Origin of the sequence: Pseudomonas sp. Leaf58 (assembly GCF_003627215.1) — a bacterium.
GTDB lineage: Bacteria > Pseudomonadota > Gammaproteobacteria > Pseudomonadales > Pseudomonadaceae > Aquipseudomonas.
This window is the reverse complement of the sequence record NZ_CP032677.1, coordinates 5,250,442-5,271,100: the sequence shown is the minus strand read 5'-3', so window position 1 is coordinate 5,271,100 and position 20,659 is coordinate 5,250,442. Positions and strand designations below refer to the sequence as shown.

Genomic DNA, 20,659 nt, shown 5'->3' with positions numbered 1-20,659 from the left:
GCCCCTGCTTTCGCTGTGGCAAGACGGACTTCGAGATCGGCCTGCGCTCAGTGTACGGGCCGGTATGCAAGGTCTGCGTTCCGTATTTCAGGCATCCGGAACGGTGTGAGGGCTGTGGACAGCTTTCCCAGCGTCTTGCGGTCAGTTCAGTCACAGGGCTTCGCAGCTGCCAGAAATGCCGAGGGCCCGTTAAGGCCACATGCCCGAGTTGCCGTCGGCACCGAGTACTAATCGAAGATTCTCACGGCGGAATGCGATGCAAGCTTTGTCATGAGGAAGGAGAGAGATCGTGCCCATCGTGTGGAAAGCAGATGCCAGCCGGACGCATCGGCGAATGCGAGCCATGCTATTGGACTGCGCTCCTGTCCAAGCGTGTTGCGATCAACTTGAATGGGCTGAATACGGCACTGGGTGAAGCCTTCAAGGCATTCTCGATATGGTTGCTTGAACGGAGCGGTCCCCATAAGGCGGCTCTGAACATCAACGACCACTACCTCTTCTTCAGGGAGCTGGAAGTGGCCTGGGGGAATGTGCCTTCCTACGAGCAACTTCTCGAACATTTCGGGGCAGCCAAGCTGCGTCGAGCCGAGAATCCAATGCGTTGGCTTTCGGAGTCCGGTCATGTGCGCGTCAACGCTGAGCGCCGCGAGAGCCATACGGAACAACTTCGAATCGAGGGTGTTCTGGCGGAGTTGGAGGATGGCTGGTCGCGTCAGCTGTTGTCTGGTTACTACGCGATGTTGTCGTCACGCGTCAGTCGGCAGGAGGCGGATCTTCGTTCTGTGCGGCTTGCATTGAGGGCTGCTGCGAACTTCCTCAAGACTGCGCGACTGGCTCATGAGGCTAAGCCTGGAATGAAAGCGCTGGAAGCCTTCTGGCGGAGTTCTCCAGGTCAAGTAGCGGCCGTTACCGGATTTGTTGGCTACCTCAACAAAACCTACGGTCTGCAGCTAGGAGCCAAACCGGACAAGCGCTGGTTGCAGAAAGTGAAGAAGGAAAAGGCTGAGCGGGAGCTGGTGGCCCTGTTGCGTGATCAGGATCAGGGGGATTTCGAGGCTCGCTGGATTGCCAAGGCGCTAGCCTACTTCCACGAGCTACCTCGCGTTAATCGAAAGACGCTGGCGTACACGGCCGAACGATTCGAAAACACTGATGGCTTTAGTGTTCAGCACGGATCCACCCTGCTGTGGGTGCCTTCAGCCGCCAGTTTCCGCAACTCGCAAGTGCTGCGGAAACCCTAGACAAGTTTGATCTTCATCTGCCCGAAGGCATTGATGAATCTGCGACGATGAACGAGTGCCTTCCCGTAGGGGCGGTGGCGGAAAATGAGCGTTTGTTTGGGAAATAGCCCGAGGACCTCCCAGAAATTGCCCAAGGCTCGGCGCGTTGCATTGCATACCTTGGTAACGAATTGCTCCAGCTCGGCTGGATCAGTGATATCGCAGGGCATCAACACTCCAGAGTAACCGATAGGTTTTGGGTTCTTCTCGTCCGGTTCAGCCCGCTGGATCTCAAAACAGAGGTATGCCTGGCCTTCCACGGTGATGCGTAGCACCATCATCCCTCGACGCTCCGTGAATTCGGCATCGAGGTAAATCCACCGTAGGGCTTTACCTTGGTCAGGTGTCAGCCCTTCGGCATTGAACAGGATGATTCTCGGTGTAGTGTCCGAACAGAATTTCGGCGGTGTGTACCAGCTAACGTCGGTTACACGACCGGGATTGTCTTTTTTGATCGACAGAAAGGCATGCCAGACGTCGTTCAAGAAGCCAAACGTCTCTACTTCAGCGTCAGGGGTGTTATCAGCCACATGCTCTGATTTGCCCACGCCTTTTCCTCGACCGAAACCTGTACCACTAGCGTGTGTGTCTGATTTAGGAGGGCGCGGTCCCAGTCGCCCTCGATCCGTCGGCGTTATTCTTTTGATCGTTTTGACTTCACGGGCAGGGCCCAAACGAACAAACGGTGGGGTTTTGACAATGGTGATATCGGTATGACCGTCAGGCTCGACGTAGGATTCTTCGGCAAGGAATTCCTCCACTTCAGCGGTGCGGACTGTCACAGGCATGACAATGCGTCCTCCCTCCTTGCCATCGGTGTTGTCGAACTGATCTGTGATCCACTCCACCGGCTTACCATTGGGGTCGCTAGCACCACCCAGATTCAGTGACAGAAAGGTTTTGCCGTTGTTTATCCACTTGCCATGGCAGCGCAGTTTAGCGGGCCCGGAAAACCAGGGTGTCACACGCGGAAAGACCGGGCTTCCAGGTCTGGACGTTGTGAATTGGTTGTTCAGCTGGCGAACCTGGGCCTGGGTGTAGTCGTCGTAGAGCAGGTGGCCCAGAAAGACCGAATCGTACTTTCGAGCCTTGGCCGTGGGTCTAACGATCCAGGCGTGTTCGTCCCGTTGGGGAGGGTCAAAGAACGCGGAAAAAATGTTGGGGTAGAGCAGCGTTGCAATGGCGCGGCAGATGTCCATGTTGCGGGCATAGGCTCGGACGAAGAAATCGATACAGGGGACCAGCAGATTTTTTTCGTTTTCCCCGTCGTCTTCGAGCTTGAAGTTGAGTAGAAGGCTCCGGTCGTACCTGTACCTCAGTGGGTATTCGTTATCAGAGAAGACGTGCTCCAGGTCGTCACGGACAAGCTGATCTCGGGAAGTGATGGACCATCCACCTGGAGAGAAATCAACGAAGCGTTCAATCTGCGTTTGCTTAGTGCCCGAGATGCAGCGGCCTTCGCGCCAAATCGTGCCAATACCGTAATGGGGCAGATTGCTGAGGGGGACCAGGGCGCGTGTATCAGGTCCAGGGACATTGTCGTAGAGCCGTTTGAGGTGAAGCTCGACCAGCGGCATCGACTTCGCACGAGGGTTGTGCCGGATATGGTTGTGCCACCATACAACGTGATCACCTTGTAGCGCTTCCATCGCGCTATCAGGGTTGCGCAGATCAGATCTAGGGTACGAAAAATCGATTCGCTCAACCGGCTTGACCAAAACACCGCTCCCATAGTGGTAATGTGCCAGCTTGGAGTGTACCCAGCCGAGAAGCGATGCGCGACGCAAAAATGGCGCCTATTTATCGGCGCAGCAACATGTCTGATCGGGCGATCCATGAAGCTTTACGCCTATCAGCCGTTGCCAGCCGGACGACCGGCGCAACAAGGTCGCTTCGCCGTAATGCCATATTAATATCGCGCGCAGGTGAGTATGCTTCGCTCAGTCTCGTATGATGGCGACTTGCAACCCCGCAGTTGCTGATGTAGGTTTTCTATACTTTACCTGTACGATTTTCTTACGGAGATACGCCTGTGGATGTCAAGGTCAAGGGTGCGATAGAAAAGCTGCTCGGCGATTTCTGGGATAAGCGTTTTCTGGAGATTCAAGACGATCCCCTCGCCGTTGAAGACATGGGCGCGCCCATGGACTCGCTGGCCGCATGTGATGCATTCGTTGGAATCGACAAGCTGGTTGGTCAGAAAATTCCGGTAGAGCTGATCGTTCGCCACGGAGGCTATCAATCCAAGACCCAGTTTGTGACCGAAATTACCAACGGGGTGATCAATCACCTTGAAGGGGGCTCCGGTGGCTGATGATCGGCAAGACGAGCGTAACCAGGTAGGCGACCGCTTACGCAGGGCGCGCGAATATGTAGGGCTCTCCCAGGACGAGGTGGCGTCGGTACTGGGATTGCCCAGGCCGTCGATCACAAACATCGAGTTGGGCGCTCGCAAGGTTGAAGCGCTTGAACTCAGCAAACTTGCGAAGTTGTATCGTCGTACCCTGGATTACCTCTTGACCGGGGTGGAGCCTGAGCCGCAGGGGCCGCAACAGCTGGCCTTCTTGGCGAGGGCGGTGAAAGGGCTGTCGGATCAAGACGTGGAAGAAGTCGCACGCTTTGCTGAATTTCTGAAGCAATCGCCGCGCAGGGAAAGGGAGTAACGCATGGCTCGCCGCAACATAGCGCTAACGACAGCGAAGATGGCTGCCGAAGTTATCGAAAGCTCCGGCGCTATGGAGCGTATCGAGCAGGACGGTTACACCCGCGTGGATCCGTTCCGAGTCGCAGACTCAGCGGGTTTGTCGGTCGCTTTGCGCCCGATGGACAAATTGCTTGGCGCGTTCATCCGTGATGAGCAGTCGGGCATTTTGTTGAACTCCGCCCGATCGGCTGGCCTGATACATATGACCTGTGCCCATGAGCTGGGGCATTTCTTCATGGGGCATGAGACCACCGTCGATGAGACCATCGAGTATGGCTCCAAGGCGGTTGAAATGGAGCAGGAAGCCGATGCATTCGGCCATCACCTACTCGTGCCGCGAGCACTGTTGTCAGTTGTTTGTCGACGCAAGCGTTGGAACAACCGGTCGATCAGGGATCCCTTCATCCTCTATCAGCTCGCCCTCCGGCTGGGTGTGAGTTACGCCGCGACAGCCTGGTCGTTGTTGCGGCATGAGTATGTTGACTATGACGCTGTCCAGCGACTGCTCAAGATCACACCGGCTTCAATCAAGCAGTCGCTGTTCAACGGGGCTCTTCCTGACGCGACAAGAGAAGTTTGGGTGTTTGATGAACACGACCAGACCTCGGTGCTAGAGCCTCGCCCGGAAGATCATCTGATAATCCGGCTGAAGAGCCATGCCAGCGCTGGCTACCTGTGGCTCGCTGATTCGCCTGAGCAAGTGAAAGCTGAAGGATTTACCCTGCAGCCGGCGCCCAGCGCGCCCGTTGATCCCAGGACGTTGACGTTCGGTGCAGAGACATCCATGGATTATTTCCTGACAGGAGAGCCGGATAGCTTCGCTGACCCACAGGTGGTTGCGCTCTCGGAAATCCGACCATGGGAAGGCAAGCAGCCTGGTGACGCTTCCTACGTCTCCAGAGCTCATTTCGAGCCGATCGCTGAAGGTCTGACCCGCGAATCCAAAATGGCACTCATTGAAGAGGTCCGAAATTCGTGATCACGGTGGAGTGCCTTGTCGATAAGGCGTCAGTCAAAGCGAAGAATCAGGGAAACCGTCCAACTTGCTTGGCTTTTGCGGTAACCGACCTAAACAGGTCATCAGCGGATGAGGACTTGGGGCCGGAGTACTTCTATCGCGCCACATTATCTAGGATCCCCGGATGGCAGCCAGGGGATGGGTTGCAGATTCCTGCAGCAATCGAAGCCTCCGCGCTGGGGCATCCCACTGAGCGCGAATTTCCCTATCGCGATGACGAGCCCGAGATTCCGCTTGAAGATCTTCCCGAAGATCTCGCGATGCATGGTCGTCCAATCGAGTTTTTTGCTGCCGACATTGGTGAGCTGATCGGCAGCATGCAGGCGCTTATCCCTGTTGGCTTGGCGCTGCGGCTTACCGTTGAATTCTATCGACCGGTCGATGGGATAGTTCCTTTCAGTCCTACCGTGCTACCCGGCGCAATGATGCACGCGGTCGTCGCGGTAGGGCTGGGCTACGACGCTCATGGGGAGCCCTGGTTCTTGCTCAGGAACACCTGGGGCGAAGGATGGGGGCGGGATGGTCATGCTTGGATTTCCGCCTCTTACATCGCATCGCACGCAGCGTGCGCTTTTGGAGTAGAACATGGCAGTTCTGATTCACGGTGATCGTATCGTTCCGGCCTGGCTGGAAGCTGCCCGCCATCTCGCGGGCTGCAAGGCAAATACTGAAAGAAACCTCGTGCTGGAAATTGCGACTCCAGGCGTACTGAACGAACAGGACCGCGACGTCATTGGGGCGGTTGATACAGCGCTTCAAGCGAATTGCCCTGGGCTAAGCGTGCAGACGGTCGCGAGTACAATCTTCCCAAGCAGTCTCTACAAGCTTGATAAGCGTCCGGCGTTCTATGAGTCGTACGTCAACGCCATGGCGAAAGGCCAAAAAAAAGGTGGTTGGGGCACCTACGCACTGCGGATGATTCGGCGTGTGGCCCGTAACGGAAAAACCACCTACAACCCGCTTGAAACCTTGGTGCGTAAGCTGCAGGCATCGAAGGAAGGTCGGTGTTACCAGGCTGTGTATGAACTCGGGGTCATTGATGTCGAGTACGACCTGCAGGACGATGGCTTCGGCTTTGAGCTGCCGCTTTACGACCCCGCTGCTGATCAAAAGAAACCCAGAAACATGCCGTGCCTGAGTCATCTCAGCTTCAAGGTCACGGGTGGCAAGCTGGACATAACAGCCATGTACCGATCGCATTGGTACTGCCAACGTGTCTTGGGCAACCTGGTAGGCCTCAACAACCTTCATCACTATGTGGCCACCGAGTCCGGGTTTGAGCGTGGGGTACTGACAGTGTTGTCTACCCACGCACTCCTGGATGTGAAGAGCTTTGGTGGTGCCAAGGCCACCAAGGCGCTACTAAACAGCTTCGGCTAATGGCTCAGAACAGCGACGACTGCAGCGTCTGTCGCTTGGGATCAAGATTTTCCACCGGGATGCCATAGAGCTCGCTCATTCCGTTCCGGAAGTCTTTGATCCCGCCATAGCTGGGGTGCCTGATCGCCACAACCTCAACGCCGAACCGACTGGCGTAGTTATACGCATCCTGTCCAATTGCAACGACGCGTCGCACCTTGAGCCAGCTAATCAGCGTTTCGTTGAGTAGGTCGACCTGCTTGAGCTCACGTGCGGTGAATTTGCGATTGGTAAATGGGTTGCCAGGTTCGTGAGGGTGAAAAGGGAAAACGTTCCAGAGCAGCGGCGGGAGGTCCACCGACCGTAGCACTGACCAGATCTCCGAGGCCGTACGCTCAGCTAAGGCTGGACCAAGCGTGGCCTGCTTGAAGTCTGAACCAGGGTACCGCTGAGTCATCTCGGGAAGGTGATATTCGTCCGTGAGTGCCAAGCCTGTGCGCCGGCCACCGCGATACCCTAAATCACGGCCCATCCAGATGGTGTCTACGCCGATTTCGGACGCAGCCTTCAGATAGCCGCGCAGGTTGCGGCGACGTGCCGCCACAGCATCAGCTCGATCGTGGACCGGGCAGGTATCGGCATACGGGTTGAAGACGTTGTCCAGTTTCAATTCGGACAGTGCCTTCACGAAGGCTGTTGGATTCATGGCTGCTGATTCTTCGTTAGTGGATCAAAACGCATTGTGTGGTTGAGTACGTCGACGGTCACGATACCGCGCCGGTGTTCCTGCAACTGGCGGAACACCTCGAAGCCTTTGAGGATCGCTGTTTCCCATTGCCAGAGCTGGCATACATCCACTTCGTAGCCATCCACCATGCTTCTGATCTGCTTGAGCACGTTATAGTCGAGGCCCCCCTGTTTCTCCTTGCTGTCGAAGCGGTGCACTTTGGCGTGGTTGAAAATCCACGTCGCAATACCCTCCTCGATGATCATGGCGCGTGCGCCATCCTCGTTTTCATCCTTCTTGGGATCCGACTTGCGCTTGCGTTTGAGTAGGCCACGGAGGACTGGAGACCAGCCAAGGTAGGCCACGTAGGCGAGGTGGAATACGTCGTGAAAGCGGTAGTCATCAGGTTCATTGCTATTGTCCGTTAGACGATCGCCAATGAACACACCGTGCAAGCTCTGGACGACGTGCGCATTTTGCCCTGTTCCGCGCTCGATAAATTCCATGGCGATGAGCGGTGGGAACTGCTCATGCTCGGGAAACCCCTTGTCGAACGGCTCCGGGTACTTTTTCTCGTCGCCAGGCCAGCGGCTGTGAATCTTTTCCAGGTTGGCCCTGGCAACGTCCTCTAGCCTCAGATCGAAGCTTGCACAGGCGACTGCGAGCTCTGCTAGGTGCATGCCGAGGTTCTCGGCGCGTTTATGAGGCGCCAAGGCCTTGTATGCCTGGAAGGTCGTCGCTGCCATTGTTCCTGCGTGGCTGGCGAGCTTGCCCAGTTGTGTAGATCGGTCAATCGAGTCTGGTTTTCTACGGACCTCCATCAAGCTATCAATGTGACGGAAGGTAACCGGTTCAACCAACTCCTGCTCTGCTTCACCATACTGCCTGCGCAAGGCTATCAGGCAGTGATCGCCGATCTGGTTGTGGTCGACATCGACAAGGGCTGCGACGTTTATCAAATACCAGAGTGCGTCTCCGAGCTCTTCAGCGGCGAGCTCCGTCACCGTTGCAGCCAGGTTGTCGCGTCCAGATTTCTTGACTGCAGAGAGCAAACCTCCGACCTCACCGAAATAGCCAAACTTCAGCTGCTGGAATCCCTCGGGGGTCTGCGGAAACTGATTTGTCTGGCAGGCCTTGAGGCGGTATTCGGGGATCGATAGGGGCATGGGCTGCGGCACAGGCTTGGGCATTTGAAATCCTTTTCAATGAGCGGACCTATGCGCTTTGCGCCGCAGCCCTGTAGAGCTGAATCATCTCGGATCGCATTCGCTTAGCGCAACTGACGATTTGTTCACGATCAGCGCCTTTAGCGCCCATTGCCAGAGCACGGCTCCTGACTGACTTCGTAACGTCGTAATGCGGGTAGAGCGTCTTGGACTGGAACCAGCTCCGCTTCAAGCCGAGGCGATCGGCGAAGCTGTGCAATTCATCCAGGGAGTCTGCCACCAAGTGGCACCACTCCCGGCCCCGCCAGCGAATCCCTTCTGCATCCACATAGACAGTCATTTCGTTCTCGCATGGTTCGCAAAATTATGCAAAAATTTAGCATATTATTAGCAAATAAGCCAGGCCAGAATGGACATTAAGCTGCTCGGTGCCGAGATGAAGTCGGCGCGTAAAAGACAGGGTCTATCCCTTGAATCGTTGGGCGAAATGGCAGGCGTGCACTACACGCAGATCTCGCGAATGGAGCGCGGAGCGGGTGTGCTTATCAGTAAAAATATGCGAAAAGTGTGCGAAATGCTGCAGGTCGACATTGTGCCTGCCAGCGCCGCTGCATTGAGCGCAGAGGATCTGCCGCAAAGGGTTCAGAGCCTCATCCAGACCTGGCCTGGGAGTGAAGAGCTGATCCGGAATTTCGTTAATGCCTTGGAGGCTGCATTGGCCAATGGCACGGCGAGCAAATCCCACCACTGAGCGTGCGCAAGCCTTCACTGCTATAACTCATGCATCGAGGTAGTGGTGATGGCCATCTGGACAGTAGGCCACCGCAAATCGTAAGCTACCGGCAATTTGATTGTGCGTATGGCCAATTGCCACTACGAGCACACTTTTGGTGCACGTAACTGCGGAAGCCCAAACCCAGGCTGGTTTTGCGCTTGGAGGGGGCGAATCGGATCAGGCGAACTAACGCCGGGTGCGTGCCGTCTTAGGGGAACCGCAACCGAGTCGGTCATGTGCTCCCCTTTCTGACCGTAGGGGCTATGTGAATGGACTCACTAACCATGGATCAAACATTCTAATGTTCCAAAATAAGCCAAACGCCGAAGTTCGCAGTCTCCCGCATGGGTTGATCCATGCAGTGGAGCGTTTGAGTCTCGGATTGGATTGGGATACAGAACTCGGTGCCGCTGCCATGGCCCACCTGTCGTCTTTGGGCGATAGAGTCTCGAAGCTCCTTCCGCGAAAAATCGAAATAAGTACATCAGGCGTACGTTCCACTATCTCAGGTATTACAAAAGACTCCGCTGAAGAAGGCAGTTCGGAGCTTTTTGCATTGCTATTTGATGATAATGATGACCACGAAGGTGCTTTCGACGACAAGCTAATCGAGATGGTAATTAACAGGACCGGCATTAGGTTTGTTGTTAATTTCCGTTACTCGGGATGGGAAGTGACTCGAAACTTGGCGCTTGATGTGTACAAGGTTTTTTATGAGGCAATCTCCTCTCAGGTTTCGATTTCCTCAATGAATTTTAGGGTCTCAAACGTTTTTGGCCTTAAAAACTTTGTAGGTCCTCTAGGTAACTTGTTAGATGTCGAGTGCACTTCCTTGCCGAGGCGTGTATTTGCTTCCGAAGGTCTATGGCACCTCGATGAAGGTTATTTCGAAGATCATGTCTCTCCAGGTGTAAAGCAGTTGCTGGTTAATTTGCATGTGTCTAAAGCGTTAGAAGATGAAGATACTAACCTTTATATTCATACTATGCATCAATTAGAATTCCATGAGGATTCATCCAGCGCTTTGAGTCTCGAAGAGCTTTTTGATAAGTTTGATGAGCTGCATCGCATAAATAAGCTCCTGTTGTCTTCTGTGCTTGCTGACAATATTGTGCACTCCCTTGAGCTATTTCCTGACCAGGAGGCAATCGCATGAGTGCGAATGTGTCTACGGTAATGAAACCTGGGATAGAGTTGTTTCCTTGCATCAGGGAAATGCCCTCGCACACGTCAAAGCAGCGGGTAGAGCTTCCTAACTACCTTTCGGCAGTTGCAGTCGCCAGCATGGCTGCTTTTACGGAGCTTGAGCGATCGCGCATTACCCGCTCAGAATATTTGCTCTTCCAAGAGGCGGTTTGTCGGATGCTGCAGACGTGCGACAACACGGCTGAATTTCTACGGCAAGCGTATCATTTCAATTTGTACGTCAAGCATCTCACGCCTGAGCGATTTGAGTCGCGCTCCTTAACGGCCGCATTCAATGCTCATGGTTATACCAAGCTAATTGCACCTCAGCCTGAGACGTATAAGTATCCCGATTATACCTATGCCTCCAAACGGCTTAAGGTGTTCGCCGAAGAAGACGAAAATTGGGATGGCTATGGTGGGCTTCCTGCTTCTCCGGAAGCGGTAAAGGAAGTTGAGATATTCTTGCATGTGGTACAGCGGAAATTCGTTCGTGTGCCCAGTGTGACAATGGGAGGAGACGGGTCTGTAGCTGTTGTTTGGACCGGTAACGATTTTTATATCTCTGCTGATTTTGATGGTAGCGATGGATACTCATACTTCGTATCACGAGGTGATGACTATATTTGCGACGGCGTCAGCCCTTCCGAGCGGTTGGACGACTCCCTGACATTGTATCTGAGTAAGTACTTCACGGATGACCAGTACCAGAATCTGTAGCGCCTGCCAGCAGGCAATCAACAGTAAAGGCAGTGCCGAAAAATTTGCCGAGCGAGTTAGTGTGCTCTTGGTGTGTGAACACAATTGCTCCTGCCCGACAACATCGGTAAGCCGTCACTCTCCGAAACCGGTCCAGCAAACGGAGCAGGTCGCAGCCTGCGCGAGCCATCCTCACCACACGGCCCAGGACGGTACGGTGACTCACAAGGTATTCGACAGGGCATTCACCCAAGGACTGTCGGTAACACGGCTGGAGTATGCGAAGGCTGGAATCAGCGGTGTGCTCAGTTTCTGCAATCTGATTGATGTGCGGAAAAAGCCGAAGCAGCCAGCGATTGAGTCCGTTGGAGCCATGACGATGTTTGCCCAGGACGTGCGGTCCATCCTGTTTCAGAAATGCAATACGCCGGCATTTCGCGTCTACGATACGGCTGGGCCGGAAGCGATGGTGGCCCATGCAGACATCGTCGGCTCCAAATATTTTGGATTGCTCGAAAATCTGCCTAAGCGAGATCAGCCGGTTCGCAACTTCGCTCAGCTACAGCTGACGCGGAAGACAGAGTTCGTACCTCAAAAGCCTGCCTGATTGGTGGTCCATCCAGCTCCAGCAGCTCTGCGGCGGCTACTTGGACCAAGTGCTTGTCGATAATTGCATCTGTGCCCAATCTGCTCGAAGCGATCACCATTGAGTGGCCGTTCGATAGCTGGTGACGGGCCTCTGCGACAAGCTGTACAGGTTGCAGGCGCAAGCAGTGCATTCCTTTAGGTGTATTATCGGTTGAGCTCTTGGCAGGGGATCCCCATGAATACGCCACAACCGTTAGTGCTATCACGTGACCAGGCTGCCGTGGCCCTGAAGGTGGCTGTGCGGATACTTCAGGGATGGCGGGCGACGTCATCCCAGGCATGTTCCATTCTCAGGATATCGGCTACCACCTATCGTCGTGTGACGAAGGCGCCTGGATCTGGACGAAGGCTTGATGCCGATCAGCGGCAGAGAGTCAGCTTGGTGCTGAACATGCATGCTGCACTGCGCAACATTTTCACGAATCAGGAAAACGTTCGCGACTTTGCTCGCCTCGCCAATGAGAATGCGTTTTTTGCGGGTCGATCCCCATTGGATGTAATGGCTCAGGGTGACCTGATTTCGCTCTACGAGACCTGCAGGCGCATTCAGCAGCTGGATCAGAGTATCGAGTCATAGCGCCTTGGCCATCCTGCACCTGGTGCGCTCAGCCGTGAGCATGCAGGGGCTCGGTCACGGCAGTATTCCTTCAGCGCTGTGGTAGGTACGGCCGTGCATACGGCTGCCGTTTGCTAATAACAGAAAGATTTCTTTGTGTTTGCCGAAAACTTAGGCTGCAACAGAAAAATCTTTCTGGATCAGGCGGATTTGATTTAATCAGAAGTCCGTTGTCAACCAATTAACGCAGGCTAGTACAAGGTACTCCGCCGAGGTGTGTGTCGTGCGGGCGGTGGGAAGGAAACGCCGTATAGCCAGGTCGTCTTAAATTCCTGCGTGTCTCGTCGTAGAAAACGCTGAGTACTCCAGTCAGGAGAAATTGTAATCCTAGATGAGACTCACCATTTTGGTGTCTGAAGCCAACATACTCTGCACTGGTTAAGTTACTGTCCGGGCGTCGCTTGAATATGCTCCACTCATCGAGTGCTCCGATAAAGCCAACAAGTTTATCGAAAGTGACGTCAGACTTGCCGTTGTAAGCATCACCAACCTGGTTGAAGATCCAGCTCAAGGCATCAGTTCTCGACTTTTCAATTTTTGACTTCACTGAAACCAGTGCCAGATATGGCCCTCGGACTTTGTCATTTGGGTTGTTAGATCCAAGCGTCTGGCATAGGGTCGCCGCTTCAAAAAGTGCTGAGCATTCCTTTTTAATGTCCCCGTCATTCAAATGCTTTTTTACGGAAATGATGCCGACAACACCTTCGGGTGGCACGATGACGCTGTTACCAAAACGCTGAAACACAGGGTAATTCGCTGTATCAAATACAATAATGTCGAGTTGCGTTGAGTGCGCATCCGATTCTTTCGACCGCTCTCTCCCGTAATCCCCGGTTTTTACAGCTGGTCGAAGAATGAATCCAGTGAGCACTTCGAGCCCTTGTGGAAGGTGGCGGCTCAGATATTCGCGAAGAAGATCTTCAACAAATCTACCATCCTCACCCTTGTGCTCGGCCCCTGCACCATTAGGGGAAGGTATAAGCGTTTCGAACTGTTGATATGTTCTGACGAGGGCATCAACCTCGCTAGACCAATAATCCTGAATTCTTTTTCCATCCATAGCAAATTTCCTGTATCAAAGCTGGAGCGTATTTTTGTGGTGATGGCTCAACATGCCCCAGCGGGCAGTCACTGTGGGTGCAAAGTACACAGGTGATCAATGAAGAGATAGGCATCACTGAATTTTGCATCATTAGGATGCCTGAATGAGGTTTTCGAGCCTAATCCACAAATCGTGTTTCTCTAAGCCTTCGAAGGCTTTATCCTTTGTGTAGAGCGCCTCTAGCAGTGACCCGCCAAGCATATTGACGAGCTTTAAACTACAAAGGGCAGGCCACAGGGCAAACTCCATTGTCTCGTAAATAGTGGATTTGTAGCGATCCATGATATTTTCATTGAGCACTTCATCCACGGACCCGTTGTGAAGCATAAGGCCGTGTTCGGGATGATCCATCATGAACGGAATAAATGACAGCAACGAGGGATGGGAAACCTGGCACAGCTCCGAATAGAGATCATTCAATGAGCCGCTCTGAATTGAGTTCAGATATTGCCGGACCTGCTTGGCCTTATGGCTATCCTCAAACTTGTCTTTCTCTGCCGCAGACAGCTTTCTGCCGAACATGTAATGAATCAGCTCATCCTCCAATGGGCTCGACAATACAGTCTTATCGGCATCACCGCTTATAGATGTTTTTATGTGAGAAAAGTTTTCCGATACCGGTAGCAGAACCTTGCCGATTGAATGAAAGGAGTCCGAGCATGCCTCCAGCAGCCCCCTTAATGAAGCACAAAATCCATAATAGTTTTTGGCTTTATAGGCGCACTCTAAAGATTCGTACCATTTTTTCAATCTTAGTATTGTAGTTGCGCCACTGATGTGAAGCCTCTGTATCATCTCGCTCCAATACACGAGCTGAAGCTCTGCTATGTTATCTATCTTGGAGAAATCTTCCTCGCTTATAAATTTGTAGCATACCTTCGCTATACAGCCCTCAATTTCAACCATCGAGGAGTACATGTCTTCCAGGCCAAAAAACTCCTGGTCACTCATGGCATTACCTCATCCTTGCTTACTGATTAAGAAGTACTTACTTGTCAAATGTGTTCAAAGATCTCATCTTCTAGAGTCCGCTACCCCAGTTAGCGAAGGACTAGAGCAGAAATTGAGATAATAGCTTGTAAGTCGTCCTGACTGATGCCCGACCAAACCTGATCCTGTAAGTCATCGAGCGCGCGCTGCGTTGGAATTGACTGAATCGCTTGGGTCGTCGGGTTGTAGGTGTAGACGTGCAAGCCTTTTTTAAGCGCCCGAGAAACCTGTCGGGGCCAATAAAAAATTCCTTCATCTGCCATCTTGTTCGCAGCTAGGAGTATGTCGTAGTGATTCACGAGGTAGCTGAAAAGTACTTTCTGGGAGATATCTCGGAGTGCTAGCGAATGACGGCTACTCGCCGATCGCCAGGCCAGGTTACTCGCAAGGTATCGGGTACTGACTTTTGGGGCACGTACGAGCGTGACCTGGTCGTAATAAGCTACTGATAACTCAACATCGTCGACTAGGGCGATTTCGAACTCATTCCTCTCCGCCGTCCCCAGGCGATGGTCAACACGAATCAAGCGGTACCGAGGGTCAGCCTCAAGGCCTGCGATCTCATTGATCTCTCGCACACCCTTAGCTGCTGTAAGAGCTGCGTAAACAGCAGCATTGTCAGCTCTGCGTGCGAGTAACGCTGAAAGAGCACTACGCTCAAGAGCGGTAAGGGACATGTCGGTGTCTCTCAGGGAGCTATCGTCAATGACATTCAAGCTATCCGATGCCTCCCGACTCTACAATCGCTGCTCAGGCATGGAGCCTCCCTTGGCCCAGCTACCCTGCGGGGGTGGCCTTCGCAGGCCCGCCCAGGGTCATATGGAACGTCAGCTCACCCCGTCAGGGATGGGTACAGGCTGCCTGCACCAGGCCGTGTGGCTCTAGCGGAGGCCTTTGACGAGCTCTTCGTAGTCCTTGACCACCGCAGCCCCATAACGGTCGCTCAGCTCTGTCTCGATGTTGTGCGTGGCGCTGATGAACTGGCGGCCGCACGTCTCTTTGCGGCAACGGTAGCGATCCGCTGTCCCTGGGATCGGGATCGCAAGCGCGCCGCATTTGCACGACAAGCATAGCTTTTGGAGATGTGGCAAAGCGTTGGCCATGTTTTCTTCGTGCGTGTTCAGAACGCTCTCAAGGCTTGGCCAGATGGTGGTTAAAACGGATTTGATCATGGAAGTGGTGCCGTTCCGGTTGAGAGTTGAAAGATAGCGGCAATACTATCAATCGGCCAGCACTGTGGTAGTCAGCCGGGTACCGTGTGGGTTGGAGCGGCTCCTGCGGGAGAACAAGCACCTGGCGGGCGGTGAGTGCAGTGATAGCTTTGCGCCGCTTCAACCACAAGGATGGAGTTCACTGTTTGCCTCCACCGCGATTGCCACCATGCTCGGTGGCTGTGCTGCGCCAACCACTGTAGGAGAGGCGACGCCAGCCCCAAGCGAGCGAGTGCTGGCCTACCCGAGCACACATGCTTGCCAGCTTGACCACCCAGTGCCTCGTCCGGCGGCCGGCCAAGTACCGCGCCTATCGTTCGGCTCGGGTGACCATCGGCCGGGGGCTGAGCCCAGACCACACGCTTGCGTGTGTGCAATGGAAGCGCAGCTGATCGTTGCCCATGAGCGGGATGGACAGTGACCTGCTGCGGCATGACGCCCCCACCAGACTCAGTCTCTCGCGGCTGCTCGACGAGATGCTTGCAGACGAGCGAGGAGCCCAGGGTTGATAGGGCCATGAGCGAGTGATTCTCAGCGACGTTTTGTGGTTGGTTCGCTCCGCCGCCTGATGCGTACATCACTTGAGGAGTGGATTTCGGTCTCTCCTGTGGTGAAAGCCGCTTTGCCTAAGCGCGAACCAAAGGAACATTTCTGGTTAGATGTGGCCGACCAAATTCCTCACTTTGAGCCAGAATCCTACATTGTCAGGGAAATAGTAAGGCTGGAACCTCGACCGCAGAGGTTGCGCAGCGACGGAGGCAAGATGTCTCCCCCCCGCGCCGTCAAGACATCCTCTGGCGCGCCCCAAAAAGCCAAGCTTCCTCAGCTCCATGAGAATGAATTCCTGCTTGGCAAGATTCCGAGCTGAGCGGCTTTCACTCAAGCCGCATAGTGGCTATCAAAGTGCCATGTAGACGATTGAATAGGGTTAGCGAAAACATAAGCTCAGCACCGGTTTTTACGACGCATGGGGCAACCCGAAATCTGAAACGCGGTTGCCCCATGGATCCCTAGGGTGTCTGTCTAACCTGGCGAGAGACGGCAGCCTCTCATCCGGATTTACCGTTAGCGAGGCGGCTGAATGAGGGCGACGTAGGTGCAGAGAAGGGTGATGAGGATGCTCGTGATGGTGATTGTGTTGGCGTAACTGGAGAGGAATGCTTCCATGTTGGTTTTTCGGTAAGGGCACCTTGAAGATTGCCTAGGTTAAAAAACCTTTTCAAGCTCACGATGAGGCCTGGGCTAGAACATTACCGGCCCGAAAGCAGACGCTTTGAAGCGCGGGTTTGAAGCTTCGAATGAGCGACCTGATATTCCGAACCCCTAGCTATGAGGCGTTCAGAGCGAGTGAGTCAGTCGCATCAATTTCGAAAAATTCGCATTTATTTCGAAAACCTACAGCTACCCCCCACCAGCGCCGGGCCGGACGCGGAGTGGTGGGGGTGGCGAAATGGGCGCTGCGGCCAACTGCTCAGCGGGGCATGCCCGCTGACCGATTGGATAGCCGCTACCTCCAGCGCCTCGTGCTCGTCCAGCGGCGGCAGCAGCCCGGGCAGGCGGCTGGCGAGCAAGGTCTTGCCGGTGCCCGGAGGCCCCGTAAACAGCAGGTTGTGCGCCCCGGCTGCAGCCAGCAGCAGTGCACGTTTGGCGGCCAGTTGCCCTTGCACCTCGCTAAGGTCCGGGTAGGGCTGTTGGTGCAGGATCAGGCCGTTGGCGGCATAGGGGGCGAGTGGCACCTGGCCGTTCAGGTGGGCGACCAGCTCCAGCAAGTGCCCGACGGCATACACCACCAAGCCGCCGGCCAGGCTGGCTTCCTCGGCATTCTCCCGGGGCACCACCAGCGCCCGGCCTGCTTCGCGTGCCGCCAGTGCCGCGGGCAACACACCCTGCACCGGGCGCAACTTGCCAGACAGCGCCAGTTCGCCCAGGCATTCGAACTCGGTGAGGGTGGCGCTGGGTACTTGGCCGTCGGCAGCAAGGATGCCCAGGGCAATGGCCAGGTCATAGCGCCCACCGTCCTTGGGCAGGTCGGCGGGGGCGAGGTTCTGGGTAATGCGCCGCTGCGGGTAGTTCAGCCCGGAGTTGACGATGGCGCTGCGCACCCGGTCCTTGCTTTCCTTGACCGTGGTTTCCGGCAGGCCGACCAGGGTGAGATGAGGCAGGCCATTGGCCAGGTGGGTTTCGACGCTGACCGGCGGTGCCTGCACGCCCACCTGGGCGCGGCTGTGGACGAGGGCTAGGGACATGGACGCTCCGTTGTCGCTGAAGAGGGCCGCTTCCTGCGGCTGTGCAAGCATAGCGAGGGCGGCCCGGGCTAGGGCGAGAAGTGTGCGTCGTGGTTTTTCAGAGTAGGGGTTCGGCGCCTGCAAGGCGCGCTAGAAGAGCAGCAGCGCAGGGTCTGCGCTGGGGGGCTGCGGTCACTTATCCTGCGGGTCTGGATTGAACCGTGCTTCTAGCTCGGCTACCTGTTTTTCCAGGGCTTCGAGGCGCGCACGGGTACGTGCCAGCACGACCATTTGGCTGTCGAATTCTTCGCGGCTGACCAGGTCCAGTTTGCTGAAGGCACCCTGCATCAGCACCTTGAACTGGCTTTCCAGTTCGGCGCGAGGCTGGGCAGTATCGCCGCTAAATAGGCGCGAGGCCTGGTCGCTCAGGGCGTCGAGAAGGGCTTTGGGCGCGAGCATTGGGCTGTCCACTGAGGCTAAGAATGGCCGGCAGTGTAGCACGCACATAGGTGCATTCGAGCCGAGCGCTGGCGCCTACCTCTGCACATTTTTCGAGCAGCGCGCCAGCGCGGTGCGCACCGAAATTGTGCATGTTTTCCATGCTGGCGACTGGCCAATCCCGACTAATTCACATAACTCGCTGTTTTTCGGAGCTTAACCGGAACTGGCAAGGTTTCTGCAAAGACCAGTACGAGCCATGCACTGATGCAGTTCCTTGTGACCAGGCAGTGCGCACGCGGAGCCGGATGCCGACGACGCGTTACAAAGCCAAGCGCTGCGCTTAGACTTGAGACGGGTTTGTTTTCCTGGGGCAAGTCCACCAAATCGGGAGAGAGTTTCATGAAGCTAGTCACAGCCATCATCAAGCCGTTCAAGCTGGACGACGTGCGCGAGTCGCTGTCGGAAATCGGCGTGCAGGGCATCACCGTCACCGAAGTCAAAGGATTCGGTCGGCAGAAGGGCCACACCGAGCTGTATCGCGGTGCTGAATACGTGGTCGATTTCCTGCCCAAGGTGAAGATCGATGTCGCCATCGACGACAAGGACCTTGATCGGGTAATCGAAGCCATCACCAAGGCAGCCAACACCGGCAAGATCGGTGACGGCAAGATCTTCGTGGTGAATCTGGAGCAGGCGATCCGTATCCGTACCGGCGAAACCGATACTGACGCGATCTAAGCAGTAAAAAAGCCTCACCAAACCCAACGCCCCAGGAGAAAACAACATGACTCTGCGTAAGATCGCAGGGCTAGGAGCCCTATTGTCCCTCGTAATGCCCGGGCTCGCCCTGGCTGAGGAAGCAGCTGCCCCAGCGCTGAACTCCGGCGACACCGCCTGGATGCTGACCGCAACGGCGCTGGTGCTGTTCATGACCATCCCGGGCCTGGCCCTGTTCTATGGCGGCATGGTGCGTTCCAAGAACGTGCTGTCGGTGATGATGCAGTGCTTTGCTATCACCGGCCTGATGAGCATTCTGTGGGTCGTCTACGGCTACAGCATGGCCTTCGATACCACGGGTATGGAAAAAGGCGTGCTCAACCTCAATTCGTTCGTCGGTGGTTTTTCCAAGGCATTCCTCAGCGGCGTCACGCCGGGGAACCTGACCTCGGCCACCGCACTGTTCCCTGAAGCGGTATTCATCACCTTCCAGATGACCTTCGCCATCATCACCCCGGCGCTGATCGTTGGTGCCTTCGCCGAGCGCATGAAGTTCTCCGCGATGCTGGTGTTCATGGGCATCTGGTTCACCCTGGTGTATGCGCCGATCGCCCACATGGTGTGGAGCGGTGACGGCGCGTTGATGTGGGACTGGGGCGTGCTGGACTTCGCTGGCGGCACCGTGGTGCACATCAACGCCGGTATTGCAGGCCTGGTGTGCTGCCTGGTGCTGGGCAAGCGCAAGGGTTACCCGACCACCCCGATGGCCCCGCACAACCTGGGCTACACCCTGATGGGCGCAGCCATGCTGTGGATCGGCTGGTTTGGCTTCAACGCAGGCTCTGCCGCCGCCGCCAACGGCACTGCTGGCATGGCCATGCTGGTGACCCAGATCGCTACCGCCGCCGCTGCCTTGGGCTGGATGTTCGCCGAGTGGATCGGCCACGGTAAGCCGAGTGCGCTGGGCATTGCCTCGGGTGTGGTAGCCGGCCTGGTCGCCATCACCCCGGCTGCAGGCACTGTGGGCCCGATGGGCGCGCTGGTGATTGGTCTGTCCTCGGGCGTGATCTGCTACTTCTGCGCCACCAGCCTCAAGCGCAAGCTGGGCTATGACGACTCGCTGGACGCCTTCGGTGTACACGGCATCGGCGGTATCGTCGGCGCCATCCTCACCGGTGTGTTCGCAGCCCCGGCGCTGGGCGGCTTCGGTACTGTCACCGACATCGGCATGCAGGTTTGGATCCAAGCCAAAGGGGTAATCTTTACCGTGGTCTATACCGCCATCGTCACCTACGTGATCCTCAAGGTGCTGGATGTGGTTATGGGCCTGCGGGTCAACGACGAAGAAGAGTCGGTCGGCCTCGACCTGGCTCAGCACAACGAGCGCGGCTACAACCTGTAACTGCGACGCGGTAAAAACTTGCCCGGCTTGCCGGGCATTTTTTTTGCCAGTTTTTTAGCATTTCCTGCACTGCAAACGGTTTATCCGACACGTTCGCGACGTAGGTAGAAAACTTACAAGTCGTAAGGCGTTTATGGTGCTTTGCTTTTTCCACGGGCGCGCTAGAATGCGCGCCGAAGGGTGTTTGACGCGCAGTGCACACACTTCGCCAGCCTTTGCTAGGCTTGCCAATAGCGTGTGGCCAGCAGGGGCTAATGGATTTTTCAGGTCCTGCCAGGAGCAGGGCCTGCTGGGTGCCACCTCCCATCAGGAGCGCCGCCCCTAGGGCAGTGGCCTAACCCACGGCCAGTTGAATTTTCACTGGTGGCTGCCGGTCTACGGCTGCACTGGTCTA

General features: G+C 55.5%; 22 protein-coding genes and 1 pseudogene. 13 read left to right on the top strand and 10 right to left on the bottom strand.

All coding sequences use genetic code 11. The features are described 5' to 3' along the window. The first annotated feature begins 311 nt into the window (after positions 1 to 311). Positions 312 to 1,241 (top strand): hypothetical protein, encoded by a 930-nt coding sequence (locus DV532_RS24445; protein WP_056794075.1) that lies wholly within the window; start codon positions 312 to 314, stop codon positions 1,239 to 1,241. Here the strand turns inward: DV532_RS24445 and DV532_RS24440 are convergent. Then, a complete protein-coding gene (locus tag DV532_RS24440) occupies positions 1,238 to 2,998 on the bottom strand; it encodes a hypothetical protein (RefSeq protein WP_236707468.1) in 1,761 nt (586 codons plus the stop codon). The two genes, DV532_RS24445 and DV532_RS24440, sit on opposite strands and share 4 nt — an antisense overlap. A 314-nt stretch (positions 2,999 to 3,312) precedes the next feature. On the opposite strand from DV532_RS24440, the gene DV532_RS24435 reads away from it, so the two are divergent. The 5 genes from DV532_RS24435 to DV532_RS24415 all read left to right on the top strand — a co-directional run bounded on the left by DV532_RS24435 (position 3,313) and on the right by DV532_RS24415 (position 6,382). Further along, entirely contained in the window at positions 3,313 to 3,594 is a 282-nt protein-coding gene (locus DV532_RS24435; RefSeq protein WP_056794077.1) for a hypothetical protein, read from the top strand. Continuing rightward, positions 3,587 to 3,943, top strand: a complete 357-nt coding sequence (locus DV532_RS24430) for a helix-turn-helix domain-containing protein (RefSeq protein WP_056794079.1) — start codon at positions 3,587 to 3,589, stop codon at positions 3,941 to 3,943. The genes DV532_RS24435 and DV532_RS24430 overlap by 8 nt, the downstream gene beginning before the upstream one ends. A gap of 3 nt (positions 3,944 to 3,946) precedes the next feature. Further along, positions 3,947 to 4,963 (top strand): ImmA/IrrE family metallo-endopeptidase, encoded by a 1,017-nt coding sequence (locus DV532_RS24425; RefSeq protein WP_056794081.1) that lies wholly within the window; start codon positions 3,947 to 3,949, stop codon positions 4,961 to 4,963. A gap of 182 nt (positions 4,964 to 5,145) precedes the next feature. Then, complete coding sequence (locus DV532_RS24420) at positions 5,146 to 5,610, top strand: C1 family peptidase (protein ID WP_156675855.1); 465 nt, start codon at positions 5,146 to 5,148, stop codon at positions 5,608 to 5,610. Next, positions 5,588 to 6,382 (top strand): hypothetical protein, encoded by a 795-nt coding sequence (locus DV532_RS24415; RefSeq protein WP_056794083.1) that lies wholly within the window; start codon positions 5,588 to 5,590, stop codon positions 6,380 to 6,382. Before DV532_RS24420 ends, DV532_RS24415 begins: the two co-directional genes overlap by 23 nt. Before the next feature lie 4 nt (positions 6,383 to 6,386). Here DV532_RS24415 and DV532_RS24410 read toward each other — a convergent pair whose 3' ends face one another. The 3 genes from DV532_RS24410 to DV532_RS24400 are packed head-to-tail and all read right to left on the bottom strand — an operon-like array spanning position 6,387 to position 8,594. Then, entirely contained in the window at positions 6,387 to 7,067 is a 681-nt protein-coding gene (locus DV532_RS24410; RefSeq protein WP_056794086.1) for a uracil-DNA glycosylase, read from the bottom strand. Then, a complete protein-coding gene (locus DV532_RS24405; RefSeq protein ID WP_056794087.1) occupies positions 7,064 to 8,278 on the bottom strand; it encodes a nucleoside triphosphate pyrophosphohydrolase family protein in 1,215 nt (404 codons plus the stop codon). Before DV532_RS24405 ends, DV532_RS24410 begins: the two co-directional genes overlap by 4 nt. Positions 8,279 to 8,303: 25 nt before the next feature. Then, positions 8,304 to 8,594, bottom strand: coding sequence for a DUF4031 domain-containing protein (locus DV532_RS24400; protein ID WP_056794089.1), 291 nt, complete (start codon positions 8,592 to 8,594; stop codon positions 8,304 to 8,306). Positions 8,595 to 8,663: 69 nt separating this feature from the next. Here DV532_RS24400 and DV532_RS24395 point away from each other — a divergent pair, with 69 nt between their 5' ends. The 5 genes from DV532_RS24395 (at position 8,664) to DV532_RS24375 (ending at position 12,138) form a co-directional block, all read left to right on the top strand. Further along, complete coding sequence (locus DV532_RS24395) at positions 8,664 to 9,005, top strand: helix-turn-helix domain-containing protein (protein ID WP_056794091.1); 342 nt, start codon at positions 8,664 to 8,666, stop codon at positions 9,003 to 9,005. 325 nt (positions 9,006 to 9,330) lie between these two features. Continuing rightward, the gene (locus DV532_RS24390; RefSeq protein ID WP_056794094.1) at positions 9,331 to 10,185 is read left to right on the top strand and encodes a hypothetical protein; all 855 of its coding nucleotides are present in this window, start codon (positions 9,331 to 9,333) and stop codon (positions 10,183 to 10,185) included. Then, on the top strand, positions 10,182 to 10,934 hold the full coding sequence (locus DV532_RS24385) for a hypothetical protein (protein WP_056794096.1): 753 nt from the start codon (positions 10,182 to 10,184) through the stop codon (positions 10,932 to 10,934). The genes DV532_RS24390 and DV532_RS24385 overlap by 4 nt, the downstream gene beginning before the upstream one ends. A gap of 196 nt (positions 10,935 to 11,130) precedes the next feature. Further along, complete coding sequence (locus tag DV532_RS24380) at positions 11,131 to 11,520, top strand: hypothetical protein (RefSeq protein ID WP_056794097.1); 390 nt, start codon at positions 11,131 to 11,133, stop codon at positions 11,518 to 11,520. A gap of 216 nt (positions 11,521 to 11,736) precedes the next feature. Then, entirely contained in the window at positions 11,737 to 12,138 is a 402-nt protein-coding gene (locus tag DV532_RS24375) for an antitoxin Xre-like helix-turn-helix domain-containing protein (RefSeq protein WP_056794099.1), read from the top strand. A 220-nt stretch (positions 12,139 to 12,358) separates the two neighbouring features. Here the strand turns inward: DV532_RS24375 and DV532_RS24370 are convergent, their stop codons facing one another. The 6 genes and pseudogenes from DV532_RS24370 to DV532_RS24345 form a co-directional block, all read right to left on the bottom strand. Continuing rightward, positions 12,359 to 13,237 carry a DUF6602 domain-containing protein gene (locus tag DV532_RS24370; protein WP_082476724.1) on the bottom strand — a complete coding sequence of 293 codons (879 nt, stop codon included), beginning with the start codon at positions 13,235 to 13,237 and terminating at the stop codon, positions 12,359 to 12,361. Between the two features lie 132 nt (positions 13,238 to 13,369). Then, on the bottom strand, positions 13,370 to 14,230 hold the full coding sequence (locus DV532_RS24365) for a hypothetical protein (RefSeq protein ID WP_056794102.1): 861 nt from the start codon (positions 14,228 to 14,230) through the stop codon (positions 13,370 to 13,372). Positions 14,231 to 14,319: 89 nt separating this feature from the next. Then, the gene (locus tag DV532_RS24360; RefSeq protein WP_056796598.1) at positions 14,320 to 14,946 is read right to left on the bottom strand and encodes a hypothetical protein; all 627 of its coding nucleotides are present in this window, start codon (positions 14,944 to 14,946) and stop codon (positions 14,320 to 14,322) included. Between the two features lie 204 nt (positions 14,947 to 15,150). Continuing rightward, entirely contained in the window at positions 15,151 to 15,441 is a 291-nt protein-coding gene (locus DV532_RS24355) for a hypothetical protein (RefSeq protein ID WP_056794105.1), read from the bottom strand. Between the two features lie 1,433 nt (positions 15,442 to 16,874). Then, a pseudogene (locus DV532_RS24350) lies at positions 16,875 to 17,726 on the bottom strand (YifB family Mg chelatase-like AAA ATPase); the annotation flags it as partial. A 171-nt stretch (positions 17,727 to 17,897) separates the two neighbouring features. Further along, positions 17,898 to 18,164: an accessory factor UbiK family protein gene (locus DV532_RS24345; protein WP_056794106.1), complete on the bottom strand. Its 267-nt coding sequence runs from the start codon at positions 18,162 to 18,164 to the stop codon at positions 17,898 to 17,900. Between the two features lie 381 nt (positions 18,165 to 18,545). Between DV532_RS24345 and glnK the strand changes: the two genes are divergently transcribed. Together glnK and DV532_RS24335 are read left to right on the top strand one after the other, a co-directional pair. After that, a complete protein-coding gene (gene glnK / locus DV532_RS24340; protein WP_002555808.1) occupies positions 18,546 to 18,884 on the top strand; it encodes a P-II family nitrogen regulator in 339 nt (112 codons plus the stop codon). A 46-nt stretch (positions 18,885 to 18,930) separates the two neighbouring features. Further along, positions 18,931 to 20,265: an ammonium transporter gene (locus DV532_RS24335; RefSeq protein WP_056794108.1), complete on the top strand. Its 1,335-nt coding sequence runs from the start codon at positions 18,931 to 18,933 to the stop codon at positions 20,263 to 20,265. Positions 20,266 to 20,659 lie beyond the last annotated feature (394 nt).

Excerpts from the sequence above, each read along its gene's own strand:
- DV532_RS24445 (WP_056794075.1), top strand. The coding sequence starts at position 312 with ATGCCAGCCGGACGCATCGGCGAATGCGAGCCATGCTATTGGACTGCG.
- DV532_RS24425 (WP_056794081.1), top strand. The coding sequence starts at position 3,947 with ATGGCTCGCCGCAACATAGCGCTAACGACAGCGAAGATGGCTGCCGAA.
- DV532_RS24415 (WP_056794083.1), top strand. The coding sequence starts at position 5,588 with ATGGCAGTTCTGATTCACGGTGATCGTATCGTTCCGGCCTGGCTGGAA.
- DV532_RS24410 (WP_056794086.1), bottom strand. The coding sequence starts at position 7,067 with ATGAATCCAACAGCCTTCGTGAAGGCACTGTCCGAATTGAAACTGGAC.
- DV532_RS24405 (WP_056794087.1), bottom strand. The coding sequence starts at position 8,278 with ATGCCCAAGCCTGTGCCGCAGCCCATGCCCCTATCGATCCCCGAATAC.
- DV532_RS24400 (WP_056794089.1), bottom strand. The coding sequence starts at position 8,594 with ATGACTGTCTATGTGGATGCAGAAGGGATTCGCTGGCGGGGCCGGGAG.
- DV532_RS24395 (WP_056794091.1), top strand. The coding sequence starts at position 8,664 with ATGGACATTAAGCTGCTCGGTGCCGAGATGAAGTCGGCGCGTAAAAGA.
- DV532_RS24390 (WP_056794094.1), top strand. The coding sequence starts at position 9,331 with ATGTTCCAAAATAAGCCAAACGCCGAAGTTCGCAGTCTCCCGCATGGG.
- DV532_RS24385 (WP_056794096.1), top strand. The coding sequence starts at position 10,182 with ATGAGTGCGAATGTGTCTACGGTAATGAAACCTGGGATAGAGTTGTTT.
- DV532_RS24375 (WP_056794099.1), top strand. The coding sequence starts at position 11,737 with ATGAATACGCCACAACCGTTAGTGCTATCACGTGACCAGGCTGCCGTG.
- DV532_RS24370 (WP_082476724.1), bottom strand. The coding sequence starts at position 13,237 with ATGGATGGAAAAAGAATTCAGGATTATTGGTCTAGCGAGGTTGATGCC.
- DV532_RS24365 (WP_056794102.1), bottom strand. The coding sequence starts at position 14,230 with ATGAGTGACCAGGAGTTTTTTGGCCTGGAAGACATGTACTCCTCGATG.
- DV532_RS24360 (WP_056796598.1), bottom strand. The coding sequence starts at position 14,946 with ATGTCCCTTACCGCTCTTGAGCGTAGTGCTCTTTCAGCGTTACTCGCA.
- DV532_RS24355 (WP_056794105.1), bottom strand. The coding sequence starts at position 15,441 with ATGATCAAATCCGTTTTAACCACCATCTGGCCAAGCCTTGAGAGCGTT.
- DV532_RS24345 (WP_056794106.1), bottom strand. The coding sequence starts at position 18,164 with ATGCTCGCGCCCAAAGCCCTTCTCGACGCCCTGAGCGACCAGGCCTCG.
- glnK (WP_002555808.1), top strand. The coding sequence starts at position 18,546 with ATGAAGCTAGTCACAGCCATCATCAAGCCGTTCAAGCTGGACGACGTG.
- DV532_RS24335 (WP_056794108.1), top strand. The coding sequence starts at position 18,931 with ATGACTCTGCGTAAGATCGCAGGGCTAGGAGCCCTATTGTCCCTCGTA.